The 22,132-nt window shown below is 57.5% G+C and carries 19 protein-coding genes and 1 tRNA gene; 6 read left to right on the top strand and 14 right to left on the bottom strand.

The genetic code is table 11. The features are described from left to right. Positions 1-53: 53 nt before the first annotated feature. The 5 genes from WHS88_03370 (at position 54) to WHS88_03350 (ending at position 4,641) form a co-directional block, all read left to right on the top strand. Entirely contained in the window at positions 54-728 is a 675-nt protein-coding gene (locus tag WHS88_03370) for a tetratricopeptide repeat protein (protein ID MEJ5259210.1), read from the top strand. 77 nt (positions 729-805) lie between these two features. Then, entirely contained in the window at positions 806-1,372 is a 567-nt protein-coding gene (gene msrB / locus WHS88_03365) for a peptide-methionine (R)-S-oxide reductase MsrB (protein MEJ5259209.1), read from the top strand. Positions 1,373-1,459: 87 nt separating this feature from the next. After that, positions 1,460-1,534 (top strand) — tRNA-Pro (locus WHS88_03360). A 175-nt stretch (positions 1,535-1,709) separates the two neighbouring features. Beyond that, on the top strand, positions 1,710-2,357 hold the full coding sequence (locus tag WHS88_03355) for a response regulator transcription factor (protein ID MEJ5259208.1): 648 nt from the start codon (positions 1,710-1,712) through the stop codon (positions 2,355-2,357). A gap of 160 nt (positions 2,358-2,517) precedes the next feature. Continuing rightward, complete coding sequence (locus WHS88_03350; protein ID MEJ5259207.1) at positions 2,518-4,641, top strand: ATP-binding protein; 2,124 nt, start codon at positions 2,518-2,520, stop codon at positions 4,639-4,641. 3 nt (positions 4,642-4,644) lie between these two features. Here WHS88_03350 and WHS88_03345 read toward each other — a convergent pair whose 3' ends face one another. The 14 genes from WHS88_03345 to WHS88_03280 form a co-directional block, all read right to left on the bottom strand. Further along, a complete protein-coding gene (locus WHS88_03345; protein ID MEJ5259206.1) occupies positions 4,645-5,148 on the bottom strand; it encodes a hypothetical protein in 504 nt (167 codons plus the stop codon). Continuing rightward, complete coding sequence (locus WHS88_03340; GenBank protein ID MEJ5259205.1) at positions 5,145-6,581, bottom strand: hypothetical protein; 1,437 nt, start codon at positions 6,579-6,581, stop codon at positions 5,145-5,147. Before WHS88_03340 ends, WHS88_03345 begins: the two co-directional genes overlap by 4 nt. 18 nt (positions 6,582-6,599) lie before the next feature. Further along, a complete protein-coding gene (locus WHS88_03335; protein MEJ5259204.1) occupies positions 6,600-8,012 on the bottom strand; it encodes a type II secretion system protein GspK in 1,413 nt (470 codons plus the stop codon). A gap of 1 nt (position 8,013) precedes the next feature. Continuing rightward, positions 8,014-8,832 carry a prepilin-type N-terminal cleavage/methylation domain-containing protein gene (locus WHS88_03330; protein ID MEJ5259203.1) on the bottom strand — a complete coding sequence of 273 codons (819 nt, stop codon included), beginning with the start codon at positions 8,830-8,832 and terminating at the stop codon, positions 8,014-8,016. After that, entirely contained in the window at positions 8,802-9,764 is a 963-nt protein-coding gene (locus tag WHS88_03325) for a type II secretion system protein (GenBank protein MEJ5259202.1), read from the bottom strand. The genes WHS88_03330 and WHS88_03325 overlap by 31 nt, the downstream gene beginning before the upstream one ends. Further along, a complete protein-coding gene (locus WHS88_03320) occupies positions 9,748-10,320 on the bottom strand; it encodes a type II secretion system protein (GenBank protein ID MEJ5259201.1) in 573 nt (190 codons plus the stop codon). The genes WHS88_03325 and WHS88_03320 overlap by 17 nt, the downstream gene beginning before the upstream one ends. After that, the gene (gene gspG / locus WHS88_03315; protein MEJ5259200.1) at positions 10,289-10,720 is read right to left on the bottom strand and encodes a type II secretion system major pseudopilin GspG; all 432 of its coding nucleotides are present in this window, start codon (positions 10,718-10,720) and stop codon (positions 10,289-10,291) included. Before gspG ends, WHS88_03320 begins: the two co-directional genes overlap by 32 nt. Before the next feature lie 17 nt (positions 10,721-10,737). Further along, positions 10,738-11,949 carry a type II secretion system F family protein gene (locus WHS88_03310; protein MEJ5259199.1) on the bottom strand — a complete coding sequence of 404 codons (1,212 nt, stop codon included), beginning with the start codon at positions 11,947-11,949 and terminating at the stop codon, positions 10,738-10,740. A 94-nt stretch (positions 11,950-12,043) separates the two neighbouring features. Then, entirely contained in the window at positions 12,044-13,747 is a 1,704-nt protein-coding gene (gene gspE / locus WHS88_03305) for a type II secretion system ATPase GspE (protein ID MEJ5259198.1), read from the bottom strand. Between the two features lie 4 nt (positions 13,748-13,751). Continuing rightward, entirely contained in the window at positions 13,752-13,889 is a 138-nt protein-coding gene (locus tag WHS88_03300; GenBank protein ID MEJ5259197.1) for a hypothetical protein, read from the bottom strand. Between the two features lie 137 nt (positions 13,890-14,026). Beyond that, entirely contained in the window at positions 14,027-14,308 is a 282-nt protein-coding gene (locus WHS88_03295) for a GIY-YIG nuclease family protein (GenBank protein ID MEJ5259196.1), read from the bottom strand. Positions 14,309-14,941: 633 nt separating this feature from the next. Beyond that, complete coding sequence (locus tag WHS88_03290) at positions 14,942-18,808, bottom strand: secretin N-terminal domain-containing protein (protein MEJ5259195.1); 3,867 nt, start codon at positions 18,806-18,808, stop codon at positions 14,942-14,944. Positions 18,809-19,097: 289 nt separating this feature from the next. Next, positions 19,098-20,165, bottom strand: a complete 1,068-nt coding sequence (locus WHS88_03285) for a hypothetical protein (protein ID MEJ5259194.1) — start codon at positions 20,163-20,165, stop codon at positions 19,098-19,100. A gap of 136 nt (positions 20,166-20,301) precedes the next feature. Next, a complete protein-coding gene (locus WHS88_03280; protein MEJ5259193.1) occupies positions 20,302-21,429 on the bottom strand; it encodes a DUF1573 domain-containing protein in 1,128 nt (375 codons plus the stop codon). 429 nt (positions 21,430-21,858) lie between these two features. On the opposite strand from WHS88_03280, the gene WHS88_03275 reads away from it, so the two are divergent. Beyond that, the gene (locus WHS88_03275; protein MEJ5259192.1) at positions 21,859-22,116 is read left to right on the top strand and encodes a hypothetical protein; all 258 of its coding nucleotides are present in this window, start codon (positions 21,859-21,861) and stop codon (positions 22,114-22,116) included. Positions 22,117-22,132: the final 16 nt, after the last annotated feature.

The raw sequence follows: 22,132 nt of genomic DNA, 5'->3' as shown, positions 1-22,132 counted from the left end.
GCCGATAGATAAAGAAAAAGGATTGCCGAAACTGGTGCAAGGGAGGCAGCAATATGAATAAAACGATTGCGGGATTGTTCCTGATAAGCGTGGGGATGTTCTGCGGCTGTCAAAACGCAAGTCCTCGAACGGACCGCATAAATCCGGATGTAATTGAATCGGATAAAGCTCAGCTTCTTCGCCGTTTGGACCGAAAATTTGACGATCCGCAGGCCCACTATCAGCTCGGCAAAATCTATCAGCGGGAAGGACAGCTGGACCGGGCTGCCTGGGAGTTTACACTTGCCCTTCAGTTTGACCCGGTCCATTTTCCTGCACAGGCCGCGAAAGTACGTGTTTACAGGGATTTGCGGCAGTTTGATCGGATGAAGGTTGCGGCGGAGCTGTTTATTGAGCAGGCCGGCGGCTCCGCGGAATCGCTGACATTGCTGGGGCGCTCTTTCCAGGCCGAAGGGCTGGATGATTACGCCCTGACCTGCTACCAGAAAGGCCTGGCCCGTTCTCCCAATTCGGCTCTGCTTCATAAACTAATCGGAATCTATTATTTGAATCGAAAGGATTACGTTCAGGCCGAGCAGTATCTCCGAAGAAGCATCCAGATTGACCCGTATCAGCCGGATGTAGCCGCACATCTCGGCAAGATGGGTGTAGTCATACAGGTTCCTCAGCCTTCTCAACAGCAAAGCCCGTCTGCCCCTGCGTCCTCAAGAACTCCGGCGGCTCCTTAGTTTGGTACGGCCTGCCGTGCGGACGGCGGGGTGAGCTTGTGGGGGAGGGATGTTCGGCGGGAACGTTGGATAAGGCGATGTTTTTCTGGGCTGCCACAGGGGTCTTTGGGTTTTTGCTGCCGTTCGGCTTGCCGTGGAGTTCCACAGTTTTTTGGCTGAACCGGGTTGGAGAGAACAAACCAATGAGCCAAGTTGACCCTGCCCCAAATGAAGCCTCTGAAAATTCGTCCGAGAAAGTCATCAAATCGGATGCCGAATGGAGGCGGATTTTAACCCCGGAACAATACTATATTTTGAGAAAAAAAGGGACGGAACAGCCCTATACGGGGGTTTACAACGACCACTTTGAAAAAGGGCTTTACAAATGCGCCGGCTGCGGGCAGGTTTTGTTTTCTTCTGAAACGAAATACCCGTCTCACTGCGGCTGGCCGGCGTTTTCTGATGTTGAGAAGGCCGGACGCGTCATCCGCCGCATCGACCGCAGTTATGGAATGGTTCGAACTGAGGTTCTCTGCAGCCGCTGCGGGGGGCATCTGGGGCATGTCTTCGAGGATGGTCCCCCGCCGACCGGCCTTCGTTACTGCATCAACTCCGCCGCCCTCCTTTTTGAGCCGAGTCCTCCGCAAAACCCGCAAAATCGATAAGGTTTGTGAATTTTGAACAAAAAACTTGTTTTTTTGTGCTTTGTTGCATAAAATAAGGATTTCTGATACTAAATTGCAGGAGATTTTCGGGGCGTGGCGCAGTTTGGCTAGCGCGCTTGACTGGGGGTCAAGAGGTCGCAGGTTCAAGTCCTGTCGCCCCGATTGACAGCAGATGCGGTGTTACCATTGAACAGGGCTGCGGAAGAGCAAATCTCTTCTGCAAACAAATATATAAATCGTTTTTCAGGGTCAGAAAGAGGACAATTCTTTCAAAGAGCCGTTTTCGAATCGGTGAAAGACAGGAGTGGCGAAGGGCTCTTTGGGCAGGGAGAAACAAATGCGAATCGTGTTGGTGGATGATCATCAGATTGTCAGGGAGGGAATGTGTGTTCTTCTGCAGCGGCGTTCGGATATTGAGGTGGTTGGGCAGGCGGGAGATGGAAGGACGGCCGTGGAACTGGTCAGGAATCTGCAGCCCGATGTGGTGATTATGGATATCGGGATGCCGAATCTCAACGGGATTGACGCCGCCCAGCAGATGCTGGCCGACAACCCCAACCTAAAAATATTGGCCCTGTCTACCCATTCGGACGCATCGATGGTTGCCAAAATGATTAAGGCCGGGGCCAGCGGGTATATGCTCAAAGAGTCCGCTTTTTCCGAGCTGCTGACCGGTCTGGATACCATTATGCAGGGCAAAACCTATCTGTGTGCCAAGATTGCCTCCGTGGTTTTCACGGACTATGTGAATATGCTTACCAATCCCAACTGGCAGACGCGGGACGTTCTCACCTCCCGCGAACGGGAAATCCTCCAGCTGGTTGCTGAAGGGCATACGACCAAACAGATTGCTCAGATTCTCAATCTCAGCCCCAAAACGGTGGATTCTCACCGCGAGCATATCATGCAGAAACTGAATATCCGCACGATTGCCGGTCTGACGAAATATGCCGTTCAGGAGGGGCTGACCTCACACAGCCCGTAGGCGACGGTCCATATTGTCAGCGGTCTTTTTATCGGACGGGAGGGGAGAGTTTTTTTCTCTTCGGTTTGTTAAGTCTATTCCGTTTTTGGACGATGTCTTCTTTCGGCAAGGCTGTCGGCGGATTCAGTCTTTTCGGATTTTGACGGGCAAGGTGTCTGATTTGGAATGTTCGGACAGCCGGCAAATCCGCCGTGAGAAAAAGGCCTGCGGAAAGGGACCGTCTGAAATGTTTCGTACAGACCGAACCGAACAAAAGCGTTCTTCTCAGTCCGCGTCGTCGCCCTCGAATGGGGCGATGCCGCCGGAAACACTTTTGCGGGAGACTCACCAAAAGTGGGTGCAGGCGCTTGAAGAGCAAAAACGGCTTCAGGCAAAACTGGAGCATCTGGAGCGGGATTTCCATACTATTTTTGATTCTGTGCCGGCGATGATTTGGTACCGCGACCGTCAGGGGACGATTCTGCGGGCCAACCGCTGTGCCGCCGAATCCGTCGGTTTGTCCGTCGAGGAGCTGATTGGAAAAAACTATTATGAGCTGTTCCCGGACGGTGCTCAGAAGGCCCTCGAAAAGGATATGCAGGTGATTCTGAGCGGTCAGCCCCTCTATAAGCAGCTGCGCAAATATGTCACGGCCGACAACCGTGTCCGCTGGGTTTTGGCGGACCGGATCCCCTATTGGGATGAAAACGGGCAGGTGGCTGGCGTCATTGTCTTTGCTCAGGATATTACGGAACAGAAAACCGCAGAAGATGAGCTGCATCAGGCCAACCGCCGAATTGAACAGGCCAATCGGCAGCTTCGCGCCGCCGCCGAACGGGCCCGTATTCTGGCGGAGGAGGCCGCGGCGGCCAATCGAGCCAAAAGCGAATTTCTGGCGCATATGAGCCATGAGCTGCGGACGCCGATGAACGCCATTCTCGGATTTGCCGACATTCTGCAGGAAGAGGCGCTGACGGAGGAACAGCGTCAATATGTCCAGACCATCCAGCGTTCCGCCTCCAATCTGCTTACGCTGATCAATGAGATTCTGGATTTTTCCAAAATTGAGGCCGGAAAACTGCATATCGAAATGGTGCCCTGCTCGTGCGCCGAGGTAGTGCGTGAGGCGGCGGAGCTGATGGAGCATACCGCCCGCTCCAAGGGACTGGAGTTTCGTGTGGACTGTTCGCCGGACCTTCCGGGGGTTGTGTACACGGACCCAATGCGGCTGCGCCAATGCCTGCTGAATCTGCTCGGCAACGCCGTCAAGTTCACGGAAAAAGGGTTTATTGCCGTTCGTGTGTATCCGGAAACGGCGGCCGGTCAAAAACGGATTCGGTTTGATGTGCAGGATACAGGAATCGGCATCGAACCGGCCAAACAATCATTGATTTTCGAGTCGTTTACCCAGGCGGATTCTTCGATTTGCCGCAAATACGGGGGCACCGGTTTGGGACTGGCCATCACGCGCCGGCTGATGGGACTGCTGGGCGGTCATGTGGAACTGGCCAGCCAGCCGGGAAAAGGGAGCACATTTTCTCTGATTCTGCCGTGCTTTGTAGAGCCGGTTCAGAGCACATCGGCGGCGGACCCGTCGGCTCCTGCTGCTGTGCCGCAGGAGGATGACCGCCATATCGGGTGCATCGGCCGCGTCCTTCTGCTGGACAGCGACCCGCCGAATCCCGTTCACGCCTCGCTGCTGCTGCGCCGGGCCGGTCTGGATGTGTGCGTGGTTCAGAGTCTTCGCGAGGCCCTCGAAGGGCACCAACAAAAGCCGTTCAACCTGGCGCTGATTGCCCTGCAAAAGGTTCAGGACGCCCGCAAGGCGGCGGCCCGACTCCGCAACGCCGATGAGCATCTTCCGATCGTGGTGATTACCGGCGATTCGTCGCGCAAGACCGCCGAACAGTTTAAGATTGCCGGCTGCAATGCCGTGCTGGTTGAGCCCGTCTCCCGCGGCCAGCTGTATGAAACGCTTCGGTCGTTTCTGTCCGTCCAGGCGGCCTCCTCGGTTTCGGAAGAGCCCGCTGCCTCGGAAGCGGAGGGAACGGAGGATTTGTATGAAGCGCTGCCGGTTCTGACGGAGCAGATTCGGGAATGCTATGCCCGCAGCGACTATGAAACGCTGGCGAACCATGCCGGGCGCCTGGTGGAGCTGGGGCGGCGGTTCCGTCGGTCTGCTCTGGCGGACAAGGCCGGCCGGCTCCAGAAAGCCCTCAAGGGCGGAACGGTGCAGCCGGATGAGCTCCAGAAGCAGCTGGATGAATTGAACGACCTGTGCCTGCAGATTATGCTGGGCCGCTGACGGTCAGTAAATATAGACCAGCCGCAGCTTGACATTCCATTCGTTTTTGCCGGTGCCGGTTTTATCGAGGGCAATCTGTTCGCACTGCAAATCGGGCCAGCGGGCCAGCATTGCCGAAAGGAAGCCGGCTGCCGTCTCAATCTTGACGGATTTGAAGGACAAGTCGGCGCTTCTGCGAGTTTTGCCTTTTTGTTTGAGGGCCTGCCGCACGTTCAGGGTATAGCTGCCGGAACTGATTCCCAGCTCCTTGGCAAAGCGGTCCACCTCGACGGTATAGTCAAAATCGCCGGACTGGCCGGTTTGTCCCTGATAGTGAATGCGGGCCGGCTCCAGCTGCAAAATCTGTTCAATCAGGGCCGCCGCTTCGGCATACTGGGTCTTTTTGTCGCTGAAGGCCTTGCTGTGGCGCGGATAAAAAACCAGGCCGCTGAGCAGGGCCCACAGCGCCGCCAGCGCCGGCAGCAGAAGAAAGAAAAAGTCGGGCTGTTTCCAGAAATCCTTTTTCATCCGGCACCTCCTTCCTTTTTGGTCTGAAGGACAATCTCAAACTTATCCCGCGGCGGGGCCGGGGAAATCTGGTTGCTTTCCACATCCAGTTTCGGATGCTTTTTGAACTCATCCAGCAGCTGGAGCGTGCTGCGCCGTCCGTCGGTGTCGCCGATGAGGCGGATGGTGCGCTCCGTAATGGAAATCTGCTGAATCTGCAGGTCCACCGAGGCGGGCGTCTTGTTCAGGGCCTCCATCAGGAAGGTCAGCCGGGCCGGGACGGAGCCTTCGTCGCCGCCGCCGAAGCCCTCCTGCCGCTGACGAACCTGCCGAAGCACGCTGCGAAGACGCGTCAGAATCGGCTGGTTGGGCGGGGGTTTCTGGCCGTACATGCACCCTTTGTATTCGGCGGTGATTTTGTCCTCCAGACGGGCGATATAGTTCTGAAGCCGCAGCGACTTCATCTGAAAATACAATCCGATCGCTGCAAATATGATTGTCAGGGAAATACTCAGCATCCGCAGCGATTTCTGCAGCATTTTTCGGCGGCCCTGATACGGCAGGAAATCGCGCCGAAAATCCGCCCGTCGGGCCCGATGAAGCGCGGACAGGGCCGCTCCCCAGGCGGCCGCCGTCAGGGTTGGTTCGGCGGTCTGTCCAAACGGCCAGTGAAGCTCTTCCGTCCGGACCGGATAAGCCAGTTTCCGGGAGAGAACCTCCGGTCGGATATGTTCGAGCTGTCCGGTCAGGACGATGCCGTCAATCGATTCGCCGAAGGCCCATCCGGCCAGGGTGAGCTGAATCTGCCGGGCCAGCGGTTCCGTTTTGTCGTCTTTTCCGGCCAGCAGAACCCGCCGGAAGTAGGCGGCCTTTCCTTTGTTGGTGTTTTTGAGCAGAAGGCACTGTCCGCCGCACAGCCAGACCAGCAGACAGTTTGTTTCCCGAAACGATGGAGACACCTGTTCGAGGGCCCGTGCGAGAGAAACTCCTTCCGGCTCCATCATCACCGGGTCCAGCCCCTCCCCCTGCAGGTCCATGAGCAGGTCGGTGAGCGTCTGGCGGTCGGCGGCATAGACCATCACATCCGAGCCGTCCGGACGCACCCGGACGATTTCATAGGTCACTGCCAGCGAGGCGGCATCGGTTGCGGAGGCCTCCTCGGCATCGTATTTGATGGTTGCGTCAATCTGCCGCGGTTCGGCAAAAGCGGAGCGAAGCGGGTACTGGGCGTAAAAATCACTTTGAAGCGAGACAATGGCTTCCTCGTACACGAGGTTTCTGGCGCGGACGGCCCGCCCGACCGCAGCCCCCAGCGAGAGGGCTCCGGAGGGGTCCGCCTCCGGGCAGACGCGAAAACAGTCCGCCGCGGCCGGCTCAGCTTTGCTCAGGTCCAGCACAACGACATCGGCTTCCTGCCGGGCGACGCAGATGCCGATTACCAGTTTCGGTTCCACATCTATTCTCCTGCAGTTTTAACGGCTGTAGAGGACAGCCAGGGTTTCCACTTGCTTTTGATCTTTAAATACGGTTGCCACCGCGGCGCAGCGGGCGTTTCCGCAGCGGCTGACAATTCGAATTTGAAAAAAAACGCTCTGGGTTGTCAAATACGGAGCCGCCGCGCGGATTCGGTGGGCCTCTTCCGGCACCAGTTCCTCCAGCTCGCGCAGCGAGGCAAAGGGCTTGGTCTGGCGGCGCTCGATGACGGCTTTGGCCAAATTCTCCGGTTCGGCAGCGACCATCATAAACGCTGCCTCGAGCACCTGCCGGGGGGCTGTATTGATGTTCACCTCCTGAGAGCCCCACAGGCCCAGGTATTTCAGGGGCGATTCGTTTCGTTTTCCGGTGTCAATGCGGCTGCGGGTCAGCCCCTCCAAGTCCAGCAGGGAGCTGTGGAAGAGTTTGCCGAAGTCAGCGGCATGGGCAATAGCCGGGCGGAGAATGTCGGTGGTCTGTGCGGCCGGCTGGGTCTGCGGCGGCGGGGCAACCTGTTCCGGGGCCTGTCCGGGCAGGCGTCGGGTGGTGCGGAACGTGGTGCCGGCCGGCTGAGGGGCCTGCTGGGCAGCCTGCTGAGCGGCGGCGGCCGTGCGGGCTTTTATCAGAATCGGCTGCGGGTCAATCACGAAGGTTTTCTGCTCCTGAATCCGGGCACACTGTTTGTGAAGGTCTTCGATTTCGTCCGGTGTCATCGACATCCACTCACAAAATGTCGTCAGGGCCGCTTTGGCGGCCTTATTGCCGGAGGCAGCCCAGCCCAGCGGCATCTTGGCGTTTTCGTCCTCGATTTCGATGGTGACGACAGCCTCTCCGAAATTGAGTTCGATCGGTTTTGACACCAGCGGCCAGGGCTGGCCGTACGGCCCCGGCACAACCAGCTTCAGCGGGTCAATAGGCTTCGGTTCGTTCACGGCGGCCGTCTCCTCCGCCGCGTTCGGATTTGTCATTCGCTGCACGAGGGCCGCCAGAATCTCCGCCAGCGACCGTTCCGGCTGCGGCGCCGGCTCTTCCTCAGTCAGGCCGGACAGCTCTATTACCTGCTGGATTTTGTCATCCTCGGCGATGTCCAGCCAGGCCTGCAGATAGGCGGCGTAATCTTCCTCCGACAGCCAGAACAGGTCGGAGAAATCGGGCAGCCCTTCGCGGGAGATGACGCGGTACCGCTGCTCGGGCAGGACCGACAGGATGTATTTCAGTGCTGAATCGCAGGCGTATCGGGCCCGCTGATAGTCAATCATGTAGTTCACGCGTCTTTGGGTCTGCTTGACGAACAGACTCAAGGCGGCGGTCAGGGCTGTCAGGGCCACCAGAATCATCAGCACCACCGCCAGGACCAGGCCCCGCCGGTGCGGCTTTTCGATTGACCAGGATGTTGTTTTACATGGATTCATTTTATCGGGTCAGTCTTGTCTGAATCTGATTCGGCTCCTGAACAGCGGATTCTTCCGGCGGCAGGAAGTCATTGACGTCCAGAACCCTCGGACGAAAACGGTACGCAATCGGACGAAGGCGATTGACGGCGACGGTTCGCTGGAGAATCTTTTCCTCCGGGACGTACCAGCGGCCGTCGGGGCCTTCCTCCAGCGGGGCGAAGGAAACGGAAATCCGGATTCCCTTCGGCAGGTCCGGTGTGGTCCAGACGGCGGCGGTCTGCTGCTCCTGGACAGCTTCCACTTTAAAGAAGGTCAGTCCCGACGCCGTTGGGATAAAAAGATTCCGCTCCGCCGGTGTTTTGTTTTCTTCGAGGACTTTGTCCTCAAGGGCCAGTCCGGTATGCATTCGATAAAGAATCAGTCCGCCCTCCTCCATGTTATAGGCGGTCTGCCAGATGACCCGCTCAAAGATGCGCGGCTGCGGGGGCTGGCCGGTGTAGAATCTGGATTCAAGGGTCAGCTGGGCGGAGGCGAATCCGTTGTCAATCTTGTTGCGAATCTGGACCGACGCGTCGAAGCCGGGAGCGGCGATGCGGTCGATGTCTTCGGCAATCCGCTGAAGAACCTCCTCCGCCAGGCGGCGTTCGTCCAGTCGGTCATTCAGGACGGAGGCATCCGCCCGCAGACGCTGATAGACCCCCAGCGCGCCGATGAGAATCATCGCCGCCAGGGCGACCACCACCAGCATTTCCACCAGCGAGAAACCGCCGGGTCGAACAGGCTGTCTGTTTGGGCATCGCATCGTCGTCAATTGCAGCAGCACCCCGTCAGCTGACAAATCAGGGCTTTCAGGGACGGGTCAATCCGGCTGCAGTCGAAAGGACAGTCGGGCTCTTGAGCAGGCGCCGAGGGCTCCTGTTTCTTTTCGTCTGCGGGTGTATCCGGTTTGTCCGGCTCAGAATCGGATTTGCTGTCGGCTGGGGGCTTCGGTTCATTCGGTCGGGTCGTCTGCGCGGTGTCCGACAGAGGGCCGCCGCGGCTGGGGAGCAGCTCCGGGTTGGCGCGGAGGTAGCGGATGCACTCGTTGAGCTGGTCGAAATCCGCGCCGAGCTTCTGGAGAAAGGCCGACTTTTCGTTTTCGAGCATTTCGACCCAGTGATTGTACGGTTCTCCCAGACCGTGCTCAATCAGATAGGCGACTTTCTGCCGCCGCTGCCGCTGAACAAGGTTTTCATAGGCGGCGGCATCCAGTCCGGCCTGCTGCAGGCAGACTTTGACCATTTCCTCGAAGGTTTTTTCCTCCTGGCCGTGCAGTTCGTCCAGAATCTTCTGTTCCAGTTCCTGCTGGGCCAGGATTTGTTTGACCTGTTCGGCGGACAGGCCCGTCAGCCAGTGTTCCAGCTCGACGGTCTGTTCCCGGTCGTCGCGGTCGCGGTAAAAGGCGGTGCTGACGGCCCGAACCCACATTCGATTGCTGATAGGTTCGTAAAAGGGCTCTATCCTTACCTCCCAGCGGATTTCCGGATAGCGTTCGCTGTAGCCGGTTTCCATCCGGTCGCTGACGGTGGATACGGTCAGGAGGGATTCGAGGTTTTCCCGGGCGGTTTCGAAGGCCTTGCGGCGCTGGATGATTTCCATAGAAGCCCCTACGGCCTGCGTCATCACCACCAGTGCGGAGGTCAAAAGACCGACCAGGATGGCCAGGGCCGCTGCGACTTCCACAAGCGTAAATCCGCGGGAGCGAACAGGTTGTTTAGAAACGCATCTCATCGGGTTTCACAGGCAGCAGGATGGGCACATCGCCTTCCACCAGTCGGACCGGCCGGACCATCCTCGAGATAACGATACTCCAGGGGTTGCCCTCTCCGTCGCGGACAACCACCTTGCCGCCGTACTGCCAGCCGGAACGGCCTGCGTAAAAGCGGGCCTCTGTGACGTTTTCTTTTTCCCGTGTATCTTCCAGGTCATCATACAGGACATAGTCTAACTGGAATCGGTCTGTAAAATAGCCGGTATAGATGATTGCTTCGTCCTCCGGTATGGATTGCAAATCCAGTGTGGCAAACTGCCGAAGGACATATTTTCGCTCGACAAAATCCAGGACAACCGCATAGCGGCGGTCGCTTTGGGCGGCGGCCTCCTGGGCCATCTGAAACAAGTTCACCAGCTCCTGGGCCTGTTTCTGGAACTGCCGGTTTCCCCACAGACTGCTGTAGCTGATGACCCCCAGCGACAGCAGAAACGCCATCAGGCCCACCACAATCAGCACCTCCAGCAGGACATAGCCGCGGCGGCTAATCCACATCGGTACTGTACAGGTCCGCATCGTATCCTTCGCCGCCTTCTTTGCCGTCGGCTCCGTAGCTGATGATGACAAAGGGCTTGCCGCTTTCCGGATTGAGGATGTACACCAGGTCATTTTTCCAGGCGTCTTTGGGGACATCGGTGGTTTCCAGATAGCCGGTCCAGCCGGTGACATCCGAGGGCGGCTCAATCAGGGCCCGCAGGCCTTCCTCTTCCGTGGGATAACGGCCGGTGTCCAGTTTGAACATGTTGACGGCCTGATGCAGCTGCTTGAGCGTGGCCTTGGTGGTTGTCACGCGGGCTTTGTCGGTCATTCCGATAAAGTTCTTGGCGGCGATGCCCATCAGCAGGGCCAGAATCAGCACCACCGCCATGATTTCCACCAGGGTAAATCCTTTTGTTCGTCTGTTTGTGTGTTTCATAGCTGCCTCCGTTTGACTTAAAACTGCGTAACGGAAAATTTGATAATCGGAACCATCGTTGCGTAGGCAATCAGTCCAATCAGTCCGGCCATCAGGATGATAATCAGGGGCTCGACGAATTTGCTGAGCCGCTCGATGACCAGGTCGGATTCGGCCTCCAGATTCTGGCTGATCATCCGAAGCATCTGTTCGAGCTCGCCGCTTTTTTCGCCGACGGTAATCATATGGGCGATGGAGGGGCTGATGACGCCGCTGTCCCGCAGGGGCGTGGCGATGTCGGAGCCGGACAGAATACGCTCGCGGGCCTGGCGGACGGCCTCGGCCATCACGGCGTTGCCCGTCACCTGCGCGACGACCCGCAGCGATTCGGCCATCGACATCCCGGAGCCCAGCAGCGTGGCCAGCGTGGAGGCAAAACGGGAGACAATCCGTTGCTTGAGCAGCGGGCCGAACCCCGGCAGGGCCAGCAGGAGGCGGTCGCGCAGCGCCGCTCCGCGCTCGGTCCGGACGGCCCGCTTGTACAGCCAGCCCAGCCCGAACAGAATCCCCAGAATCACAAAAGCCCAGGCGCTGGTCAGCAGGTCGGAGGTTTTCATCAGGACCCGGGTTGTCAGCGGCAGCGTCTGGCCGACCTTGACCAGCTCGCTGGTAATCAGCGGCAGGAAGAAAATCATAATCACCAGCACCACCACCACGCACAGGGTCAGCAGGATGGCCGGATACATCATCGCGGTTGTCATTTTCTCTTCCAGCTGCCGCTGTTTTTCGAGCATGGCGGACATGGTGGTTAAGCTCTCTTCGAGCGTGCCGGTGACCTCGCCGACCCGCATCATGCTCACGTAAATCAGGTCAAAATACGCCTCGTATTCGCTCAGCGCCTCGGCGAAGGACTCCCCCGTCACCACACGGTCCCGCACGTCCGTAATGGCGTTTTTGAGCTGCGGGTCCGGAATCTGCTGAATCAGCACGGACAGCGCATCGGTCAGTTTGATGCCCGCCCGCAGCATCGTCGCCAGCTCTTTCGTAAACGCCGCCACGGTCTTTTTCTTGTTGCCGAATACCGAGTGGAAGGACCGTCCGGCCGTTTCCGCGGTAATCTGCGTGACCTCCGTCGGGTGCAGACCCTTGCTGCGCAGCATCTTGCGGGCGGCAAAGGCGTTCTCGGCGGAAATCACGCCTTTTTCCGTCTTCTGACTGCTCCCGATTGCTGTATAACTGAATCTCGGCACTGGACTATCCTGGTATTTTTATGGAACCACGGATTTCACGGATTTTTTAATTTGTATTTGTGCAATCTGTGTAATCTGTGGTTTTTTTGTTCTCTTACATGCTGTCGGACTGGGTAACCCGCAGGACCTCGGCAATGGTGGTAATGCCCGCCAGCACCTTGCGGGCTCCGTCCATCCGCAGCGTCTTCATTCCGTATTCGAGGGCTTTTTTCTTTATCGCCCCGGCCGTTTCGCATCGGTAAATCATTTCCCGAATCTCATCATTTACAATCATCAGTTCATAAATTCCCGTTCGCCCGCGATAGCCCGTGTCAAAACACTTGCTGCAGCCGCGTCCGGTGTAGAAGAACTCGCCGGCGGGCATATCGGTCAGGCCCAGCTCGCGCTGCTCCTGTGCGTTCGGGTGATAGACGGTTTTGCAGTCCGGGCAGATTTTGCGCACCAGACGCTGGGCCAGCACGCAAATCAAAGACGAGCTGACCAGATAGGGCTCGACGCCGAAATCCAGCAGCCGGCTGACCGCGCCGGCGGCGTCGTTGGTGTGCAGCGTGCTGAACACCAGGTGCCCGGTCAGCGAGGACTGAATCGCCATCGCCGCCGTCTCCCGGTCGCGCACCTCGCCGACCATAATCACATCCGGGTCCTGACGCAGGATATGCCGCAGGGCGTTGACAAAGGTCATCCCCTTCTTGGCGGACACCTGCATCTGGCTGATGCCCTCCAGCTGGTATTCGATGGGGTCTTCGACGGTCATCACGTTTTTTTCGACGGCGTTGATGCGGTTCAGGCACGCATACAGCGTGGTGCTTTTGCCGCTGCCGGTCGGTCCGGTTACAAAAATCACGCCGTGCGTGCGGTTGATCATCCGGTCAAAGGCCTCTTTATCCTCTTTCCAGAGCCCCAGCTCCTCCAGCGTGAGCAGCCCCGTGCTTTTGTCGAGGATTCGCAGAACCGCCCGCTCGCCGTAGCTGGTCGGCACGGTGCTGACGCGCAGGTCGATTTCCCGCTGGCCGATGCGCACGCTCGTGCGTCCGTCCTGCGGCATCCGCCGTTCGGCGATGTCCATTCCGGCCATCACCTTGATGCGCGAAATCACCAGCGAGAGCACATTGCGGTTGAGCGTGAGCGTATCGTACAGGATGCCGTCGATGCGGTAGCGAATCTGGATTTTGTTCTCGTAGGGATGGACGTGAATGTCGCTGGCCCGCATCTGCAGGGCTCGGAAAAGGATGTCGTTGACCAGCCGGATGACCGGCGGACGGTTGACCACATCCAGCAGGTCGTCGCTGCTCTGGGCCTCATCAACCAGCTGGTCCAGATTCTGCGAGTCCAGCTCCTCGGCCACCTCTTCGATGACCGTGTTTTTCTGTTCATAGGCCACGTCGATGGCCGCCGTGATGGCCGCCCGGGAGCTGACCACCATCTCGGCGGGCTTGTGCAGCTTGCGGGCGATGTTGTCCACCACCAGCGGATTCATCGGATTGGCCACGGCGATGGTAATCACATCCTCCTGCCCGTTGCGGTAAAAGCCGATCAGGTAGTGATGCTGGGCGTACGGTGCCGGCACCGCCTCGATAAACGCCGCCGGCACGGTCGAGGCGTCGATTTCCTCTACATACTCCAGCCCCAGCGTTTCCGCCAGAAGCCGCAGGACCGCCTCTTCCGTAAACTGCGGCGCCGACAGCAGAATCTCATCGATGCGGCGCGCATCGTCGGCGTGCTCGGCCAGGTACTGTTCCAGCGCCTCCGGCTTGATAATCCCGGTCCGTCGGGCCGTCTCGATTAATAATTCTTTCATGTTTTTATTTTATTTCTTCTTCCAGCCGGCCTTTTATTCCGGCTGCATTTGCCATTTTCACATCCGGCGGTCTTTTTTGTTCTCTGCCGCCCTTGCTGCCTCTTAAAGTTCTTCCTGCGATTTTTCTTTGTCCTTCCCGCACCTTGCTGTCCTTCCCGCTGTCCCTATCTTTCCCGCTGTTTCCCTCTCCTTCCCGCTGTTTCCCTGTCCTTCCCGCTGTCTCTGTCATTCCCGCGCAGGGCCTGCCCTCGTACAGACGGGGGCGGGAATCCATTCCTTTCACACCCTTTCAAACAAATCATCCCACGCGGGATTTTTTTCTTCAATCAGCCGGATTTTCCAGTCACGATTCCATTTTTTCAGTCGTTTTTCTCGCACAATAGCGTCTTGAATATTTCGAAAAGTCTCAAAATAAACCAACCGTTTCACCCCGTATTTTTGTGTAAACCCCTCTACTTTTTCCGTTTTATGTTGAAAGACGCGATTTTTCAGATTGTTTGTGACTCCGATATACAAGGTGCCGTTTCGCCGACTGGCCAGGATATATACATAATATGTCATTTCTTGACTCCCGCCTTCGCGGGAGTGACAGGTTGACTCGCCCCTGTTGCCGTTCCCGCACCTTGCTGTCCTTCCCTTGTCTTGTCATTCCTTTCAGTCAATCTTTTCTCCCCTTTCAGTCAATCTCTTCTCCTGCCTGCGTTTTTGTTGTCCTTCTGCATCTTTGCTGTCATACCCAATATTTTTTGATTCCCTATGTCTTATCATCCCTGCATTTTTCTATCCTTGTGCTTCCATCCGTCCTTATGCTTCTGTCCCTGTGTTTTCCCGTTCTTCCCATTGCCTCAGTCCTTCCCGCGTCTCAGTCCTTCCCGCACCTCTCTGTCTTTCCCGCAATCTTAGTTCTTCTCGCCATCTTTGCTTCGCGTTGTCTCTGCCGTTCCCGCCGTCTCTGTCCTTTCCGCTGTTTCCCTATCCTTCCCGCTGTTTCCCTGTCCTTCCCGCTGCCCCTGTCCTTCCCGCTGTTTCTCTGTCCTTCCTGTCGCTTCTGTCATTCCCGCGCAGGGCCTGCCCTCGTACAGACGGGGGCGGGAATCCATTCCTCCCGTCCCCGCGACCTATCCTTCGAAACCTCAGCGAAGGAGAAAGGCGGGAATCCATTCCTGTTCTCCGGCCCGGCCTTTCCCTGCCGGTTTAATACAAATGCTCTTCCTCGCTGGCTGTCACTTCATCCTCTTCGAGCACCTGTTCCGGTCTCATCGGCTTGGGTTTGATGCCCGGCCAGTCTTCCGTTCGCTGGAACCGCCGTTCTTCTTCTTCAAACGCCCGCCGATTCCGTCCGGAAAGCCGGCGCATATCATCCATCCCGCCGCGGTCGCCGGGCCGAATGATGTTGGCTCTCACAAAGATATACAGTTTGCCTTCTTTGTCGGTGTTGTTGACACCTCGGAACAATCCGCCCACCAGCGGCAGGTCCCCGATCAGCGGCACCTTGCTGTGTGTTTTGGACTGGTTGATGGTTTCCAGTCCGCCCAGGATAATCGTGGAGCCGTCCGGAACCGTTGAAACCGTTGTGATGTCCGTGGAAAGGCGGTCCGGCGGAACGGGCACCTTCCCGCTGGGCAGCTGAACATCCTGACGCGTCGTAAAGTCGGTCCGGTTCAGGGTAATCTCCAGCCGCAGCATATCCCCTTTGCTGATATGGGGTTTAATTTTCAGGGTAACCCCGGCGGTATAATCTGTGAACGATACATCCGTGGTTGTGACCGGCGTGCCTCCGGTGGCCGGCAGCTGGACGTTGGTTTTTTCCTGCGGCACAGCTGTGGTGGTGGACGACTTGATTTCTCCTTCCTGATTGTCGTTAACCAGAATTTTGGGCTTGGCCATGATTCGGCCGTATTTTTTTGTCTGGACGGTGTCCAGAAGGGCCTGAATCATATCACTGTTGTAGAATCCGAGGAAAGAACCGCTTTTCGAATGCCCCTGGGCATACCGGCCGGGGCTGAAGTTTCCGCCGATTGTGCTTATCGAAGAAGGGCCTGCTCTCAAAGCCAGATCATCGTAGGTCTTGGAGATAATCTCCAGTTCATATTTGAAGGAATCGTCTTTGGTAATCTCCACGAGTGTGCAGTCCAGCAGGACCTGCGGGCGGTACTGGTCCAGTTCGCGAATCAGGTCGCCAATCCACTGCTGGTTCTTCTTGTTTGCATAGACAATCAGCGAATAGGTCTTTGGGTCCGCAATGATGCGGATGCGTTCTTCTTCCTTGGCGGGCAGCGGCAGAGCCGCCGTCGGGGCGGTCTGAATCTTGGCATCCGGCGAGGACTTCTGGGCCTGCTGCTGCATGGTTTCCTGAATCAGCTCATTGAGAACCCCGGCCAGCTCCTCGGGGTCCTGATTTTCCAGCGGATAGACCACATACGGGGTGGAAATCCGCTCGAGCGTGCGGTCCACGTGGGCGATGACCAGCGAGATGGCCTCGTGCTGTCGCGGGGTGGCGTGCACCAGCAGCGAGTTGGTTGATTCGAGAACCGCAATCTGCGGCTGAGCGGCCGTCAGCTCCGTGACGGTTTCGCCTTCGAGGGTCGGCAGGGCCAGGGGCATCGGCATTTCCGGCTGGCCGGGCTGCATTGTTTGTCCGGCGGGCTGGCGTGTACCGGCGGCGCTGCGGCCCTGGGTTTGGCCCGTCTGGCTTTTGAGCGGCGCGATAATTCCCAAATCCTCCAGCGTCTTGACAACGGACAGGGCATCGACATTCTGAATCTCGTATTCCTGAATCGTCCGCTGGTCCTTCTGCTTGACATCCACATGAGAAATCACCAGTTCAATGGCCTCATGCTGGTCTTTGGTAGCGTTTACCAGCAGCGAGTTGGTGTTGGGCCGCACGGAGATATAGGGCTGGTCTTCGCCGGCGGTCGGAGCTGTCTGCATCGGCTGGACGACGCCCGGCTGAACCACCTGGCCGGGCTGGCCGGGCTGAACCGCCCGCATGGCCTGGGTTCGGGCGGCGGCCGTCTGCCGAGCGGTCGTCTGGCCGCTGACGCTCACGCTGGCCAGCCCCAGCTCATTCAATGCGGCAATGACCTCGGTGGCTTCGACATACCGAATCGGATATTCTTTGATGTACCGCAGGTAGTATTTGGGGACATCCAGTGTATTAATCAGCTCCTGGATGGTGTTAATCTGGGTCTGATAGCCGATCATCAGGATTCGGTTGGTTCGCTCGTCCGTGTCCAGAAAGACCGTTTCCTGCGCGGGAGCGGAGGGAGCGGGAGCCGGAGTCGGCTGCGGCGTCTGCGGCGGGCGCGGTGCGATGACTCGGCCCTGGGCGTCCCGCTGCACCACCGGGGCCTGCGCACGGGCGGCGGCATCCTCCGTGCCGGCCGAGGATACGACGGAAATCCCGCTCATTTGGGCCGTCAGGGTCCGCAGTTTGTTCAGAATGTCCGCCGCGGAGGTGTACTGCAGCTGCCGAAAGGCAAAGCGTTTCGGCTCTCCCGCCACGTCCACCAGGGAAATCACCTGATTGATGCGGTCCATTCGGTAGGAATAGTCCGTTACAATCAGCGTGTTTGTTTCGTTGACCGGCACAAAGGAGGTTCCCAGCTGCAGGTCTGTGAGCATTTTCTGGGCTGCTGCCGGCGAGATGTGTTTGAGCGGAAAGACGCTGCTGACGATGACATCCCCCGGTGCAATCGGCTCATCCGGCGAGACAATCGCCGGGTCGGCCTGACGAATCTGGCCGGCCGGCACAATCGTCACCAGATTGCCGCGGCGCGTCATCACAAAACCGCGGAACCGCATCACGGATTCGAGCAGGGCATAGGTGTCTTTGACTTTGATTCGTCCGTCGTGAATCTTCAGGGTCACGTCCCCGCGCACCTGCGTCGGGTCGTACATATAGTTCAGCCCCAGCTGCTTGCCGACCAGTTCAATCAGCTGTGTGATTTCCACCTTTTCCGGCAGGGTGATGGTCAGCTCCAGTTCCTTCTCTCCTTCCGGGATAACCGGTTCGGGAAGACCGGGGGCCGTACGGATTTTAGAGTCTTTGGGGGCGGTTCGCTCGGCCAGCAGCGCCTTCAGCTCGGCAATCTGCTGCTCCTGTCGAGCCAGCTGCTCCTCCAGACGGGCCAGCAGAGAGCCCGGAATGGGTTCGGTTTTTGGTTCGGCAGCGGCTTCTTCTCCCGTCGCCCGTCGCCGCAGGGCTTCAATCACCTCCAGGAAGGCCGCATCTTCTTCCTCCTCCGCGTTCTGCTTTTCGAGTTCAATTTCTTTCTGGAGCTGTTCGGCTTTTTCCTGAGCCGCCGCCAGCGCCTTCATCAGTTCCTGACTGAAAAAGTCTTCATCCTGCGGCTGGGGGGACGGTTCCGGCTCCGGGATTTCTGAAGGTCGCTCCGTTGGTGCGGACGGTTCTGCAGGGGTAACCGGCAGAGCCGCGGCGGTCGTCTCGGCCGAAGGCAAATTGGGTTCTTTTTGCGGCTCGGACGGCTGGACCGGCTGCGGCTGGGCTGAAGGAGCGGGCGACGGTTCCGCCGGCACCGCAACGGGCTTCGGCTGCCGCTTGGCTGTCCACTGACTGATAATCTGGTCCAGCCGATTCAGCATCGTTTCATTTCCGATGGCGAGCAGCCCTCCCTGATGCTCATCCAGAAGCAGGGCATTGTCCATAGTGCCCGGCGGCGGGTCCAGCAGCGTACCCCCCTGGAGCTCCGAGAGTTTCAGTTCCCCAAACAGGTACTCCGTACCGGGCAGTCCGACCTCCGACGGCTGCCATTGCTTGAGCCCCCGCACGGTCGGCTGGTCAAGCATCTGAAGGACACTGGAGGCCCGAATCAAATCCTCCGGCTGACTGCTGGTGACAATCAGAATCTTTTCTGAAAGGGCGTCCACCCGGCGTCCGATGCCCAGATGGAGCAGGACGGCCTTCATTTCCTCCGCCGGACGATGATTCAGTCGATACAGACGGCTGCGCTCCGCACTCGGCGCCGAGGTCCTCGTTGCCGAATGGGCCGGTTCATACAGGACAAACCAGACAGCCAAGAAACTGAACAACACTCGCATTCTTCTTCGATTCCGCGGGCAGCCGTGTCCGTTCGAGTGCATATCCTGCTCCAATCTGTTGCCGTAAAATACTCCAGGGGAAAGGTCGTACGTTCTTGGCGCCGCCTTTCCAAAAACTATCCTTTATTTATCGGTTATAAAGGTCTTTCCGTACTACTTTTCCGGGCGTTTCTGCCGACAAAAAATCTCTCTCTTATTCAGACCATCGGCTTGTGAACTGGTTCCCTGAAAAGACGGGAAAAACGTTCGTTGAAAATCTATCGGACAAAAAAGGGGTTCATTCCACAGATTATTGAGTTTTCCGGGATGCGTCCGCCTCTTTTGCCGAGGAAGAGTCGGTTTTTTTCTCTGCGGACGGCTCCCCGTCTGAGGCGGCCTGAAGCAGCGTTTCTTTTTCTTTGGCCAGCACCTTCAGAAGTTCCTGCCAGGCCTGCTGTTCGGCCTGACGTTCTTCTTCTGATTGTCCCTCCTGAGGAGCAGTCTGTCTCATAATATTTTCAATAGCAGCTATGCTTTCTTCGATGGAGCGAATCTGTTCTTGGGGGTCTATCTCGAGTGTGGGCACTTCTTCCTGCATTGGGATTGTCGTCGCAATCCGCGGCGGAGAGGCAGCCGGCTGGGGCCGAGGAGGCCGGGACGAAGCTGCTCTCGATATGTCAGGCTGTCCGTCGGCGGATGGACCGAGCGTGCCGGCCTGTATCTCTTCGTTCGATTCCGGAGCAATGCCGGAGACGGAAACGGAGGAAGGCCCTCTCGGAGCCGCGGAAGCAACTGCCCCGTCGGACTTCAGGAGAGATTTTGTCGGCGGCGGGGCCGGCATGAACAGTTCAGAGTTAAACTTGTCGCCCTGATAGAGCACAATCGAGCCGTCTTTGATTTCGTGAATAACCAGATGGCCGACCTGGTCGCCCTGCCGATACCATTTGTATTCATTCTGGACATTCTGAAGCAAGGCCATCGACTTTTCCGGTTGGTCCGTATAACGGGCCGTGGCAATCAGGGTAAACTTGGCCGTTAGGGTCGGCTGTCTGTTTTCCGGCGGTCTGGGCGGCTGGACGACCGGCGGTTTGACCTCCGGGGGCTTGGGCGGTTCAACCGGCTTGGGCGGCGGCGGAGGAGGAGGCGGGTCTATCCGCAGGGCAAAGGCCTTGGCGGCCTGCTCCAGCGGGGAAACGGCATCGGGTTTGGCGGCTGGGACGGTCTGGCTTTTTTTGCGGAACTGCTCAACCACCCCTTCCTGGGCCAAAAAGGCCTCGATTTCCGGATCGCCGCGAAAGCCCAGTACAGCTACCGCCGCCAGAACGACGACGGCGCCTATCACAGCCGCAAGACTGGCGATTCGAAGAGCTTTGAGCATAGTCGGCCGTCTTTTCCCTGCCTAAAATGGTAGTCCTGTTTTCATGTCCTGCTGTGTTAGACAAATAATCCCGCCGGCGGTTCCCATTGCGGAGGTTCTGCCGCCTCTTGTGGAGGATACAGGCCAAAAAAGGTCCCTAATTCGCAAACCAGCCGCTGATTCGGACCTCCACTTCCGCGGAATTGTCGAATCGAATCATCAGTTCATCGGAGAAGTATCGACGATTGGCCGCTTCTTTTTCCGGCGCTGTGATTTCTATCGTCAGGGTCAGTGCGTTGTCTTTGACTTCCTGCTTGACGATTTTCATTAAGCCGGCGCGGGACGAGGAGCTGGCAATCTTCAGCGACTCTCCGTAATGGCTGGTAATGACGACCTCTTTTTGCTCTTTCTGGCCGGGCTTGACGTTCTGGAGGATTATCCGGGGCCGGTTGATTTCATATCGCGGAAGGGCATTATATCGGACCATCTGGATGCCGCCCTGCGGGTGGTCCACCTCGATGGTCATTACGCCGGTTGGGTTTTTGGACAAGAGATCCATATCCACCTGGGGAGTCAGCGTGAATTCTGTTGCGGCGGCATTCGGGTCGAACACACAGGTGATGGCGTCCGCCATAGAACTAAATTTGGTAATACGGAAGGGTTTGCCGTCCGTGCTTTTAATCTGGATGGGTCCCAGCCCGGCGTTGGGCTTGTTGAGCACCAGCGAGACCTCGGTCGGCTCGGTCTGGACTTTTACATCGACGACTGCACGGACCTCCAGCTGAGCCCGCGGATTGGATGGGTCATTGCTGACAATGTACATCTGTTTTTTGGTTTCTCCGCTGGTGGTGGGAGCGTGAAATCTGACTTCAATAGTACCGGACTCTCCGGGTTCATAATCTTTCTTTTCCAGCTGGGGGACGCTGCATCCGCAAGTGCTCTGGACATGGTCAATCTTTAATGTTTTGTTCCCGATATTCTTAAAGGTAAACGTGCAGCTGTGATAGGTGCCCGGTCCGATATCGCCGAAATCGTGGAATTCTTTGGTGACGAGGATTTTGGGACCGTCGATGGATTTTTTGTCTTCTTTCTTGGGTTCTTTGGTTTCGGCGGGCTTAGCGGGTCCGGCCGGTGCAGGCCCCGGACTGGGGGCTGCGGCGGGTGTTTCCTGTTTTAAGGAGGTCTTGCCGACATCGGCCTGGCCGGCCATGCTTTCGTTGCAGCCGAAAATTAACGCAATTCCGGGAATAAGAATAAAAAAGAATCCAAAGAGTCCTCTTTTCATACCACTACCTTTCCGTTGCTGGATAGACGGTTTTTTTACCCTTTTGGCTTTTACGGCTAAGAAAGCCTGCCAGTTTAGCACAATCTCGGAGATTTCGGCAAGTTCCTTTTTGATGTGAGGGGGCTTGGCAAAGGCCGACGGCCGGGCGGCCGAAATTCGAAGCACGAAACTCGAAATCCGAAACAAGTTTTTCACCGCGGATTTCACAGACTGGGGAAAGGAGAACAATTTTTATTTCACCACAGATTTCACGGACGACACAGATTAGGAAAGGAAAGAAAAAAGGCACCGAAAGGGAAAAGCAAATGGATTTGTGGGATAACTACTGACTGATAACTGGTTACTGGCAACTGGCCGCTGGCATCTGGACAATGTCCCTCGGGAGATAGCCCCGCCCGAAAGGACGGGGACAAAGAGCAGGTAGGGGACGTGCCGTTTCTTTCCCCGGGCTTGTCGCCCGGGGCTATTTCCCGCGCCCAAGCCGTCGTCATTCGCGCGCAGACCCGTGTCCTTCCCGCGCAGGCCGCCGTCGTTCCCGCGCAGACCGCCGTCATTCCCGCGCAGACCACCGTCATTCCCGCGCAGGCGGGAATCCAGCGGATGGAAAAATTCGAAATTCGAAATCCGAAACAATTCACCACAGATTGCGGGGATTCCACAGATTCAAAAAAAGCAAACGAATTCTGATGACTGATAACTGATG

The sequence above is a fragment of the Anaerohalosphaeraceae bacterium genome (assembly GCA_037479115.1).
Taxonomy (GTDB): domain Bacteria; phylum Planctomycetota; class Phycisphaerae; order Sedimentisphaerales; family Anaerohalosphaeraceae; genus JAHDQI01.
This window is presented reverse-complemented; position numbering and strand designations above follow the sequence as displayed.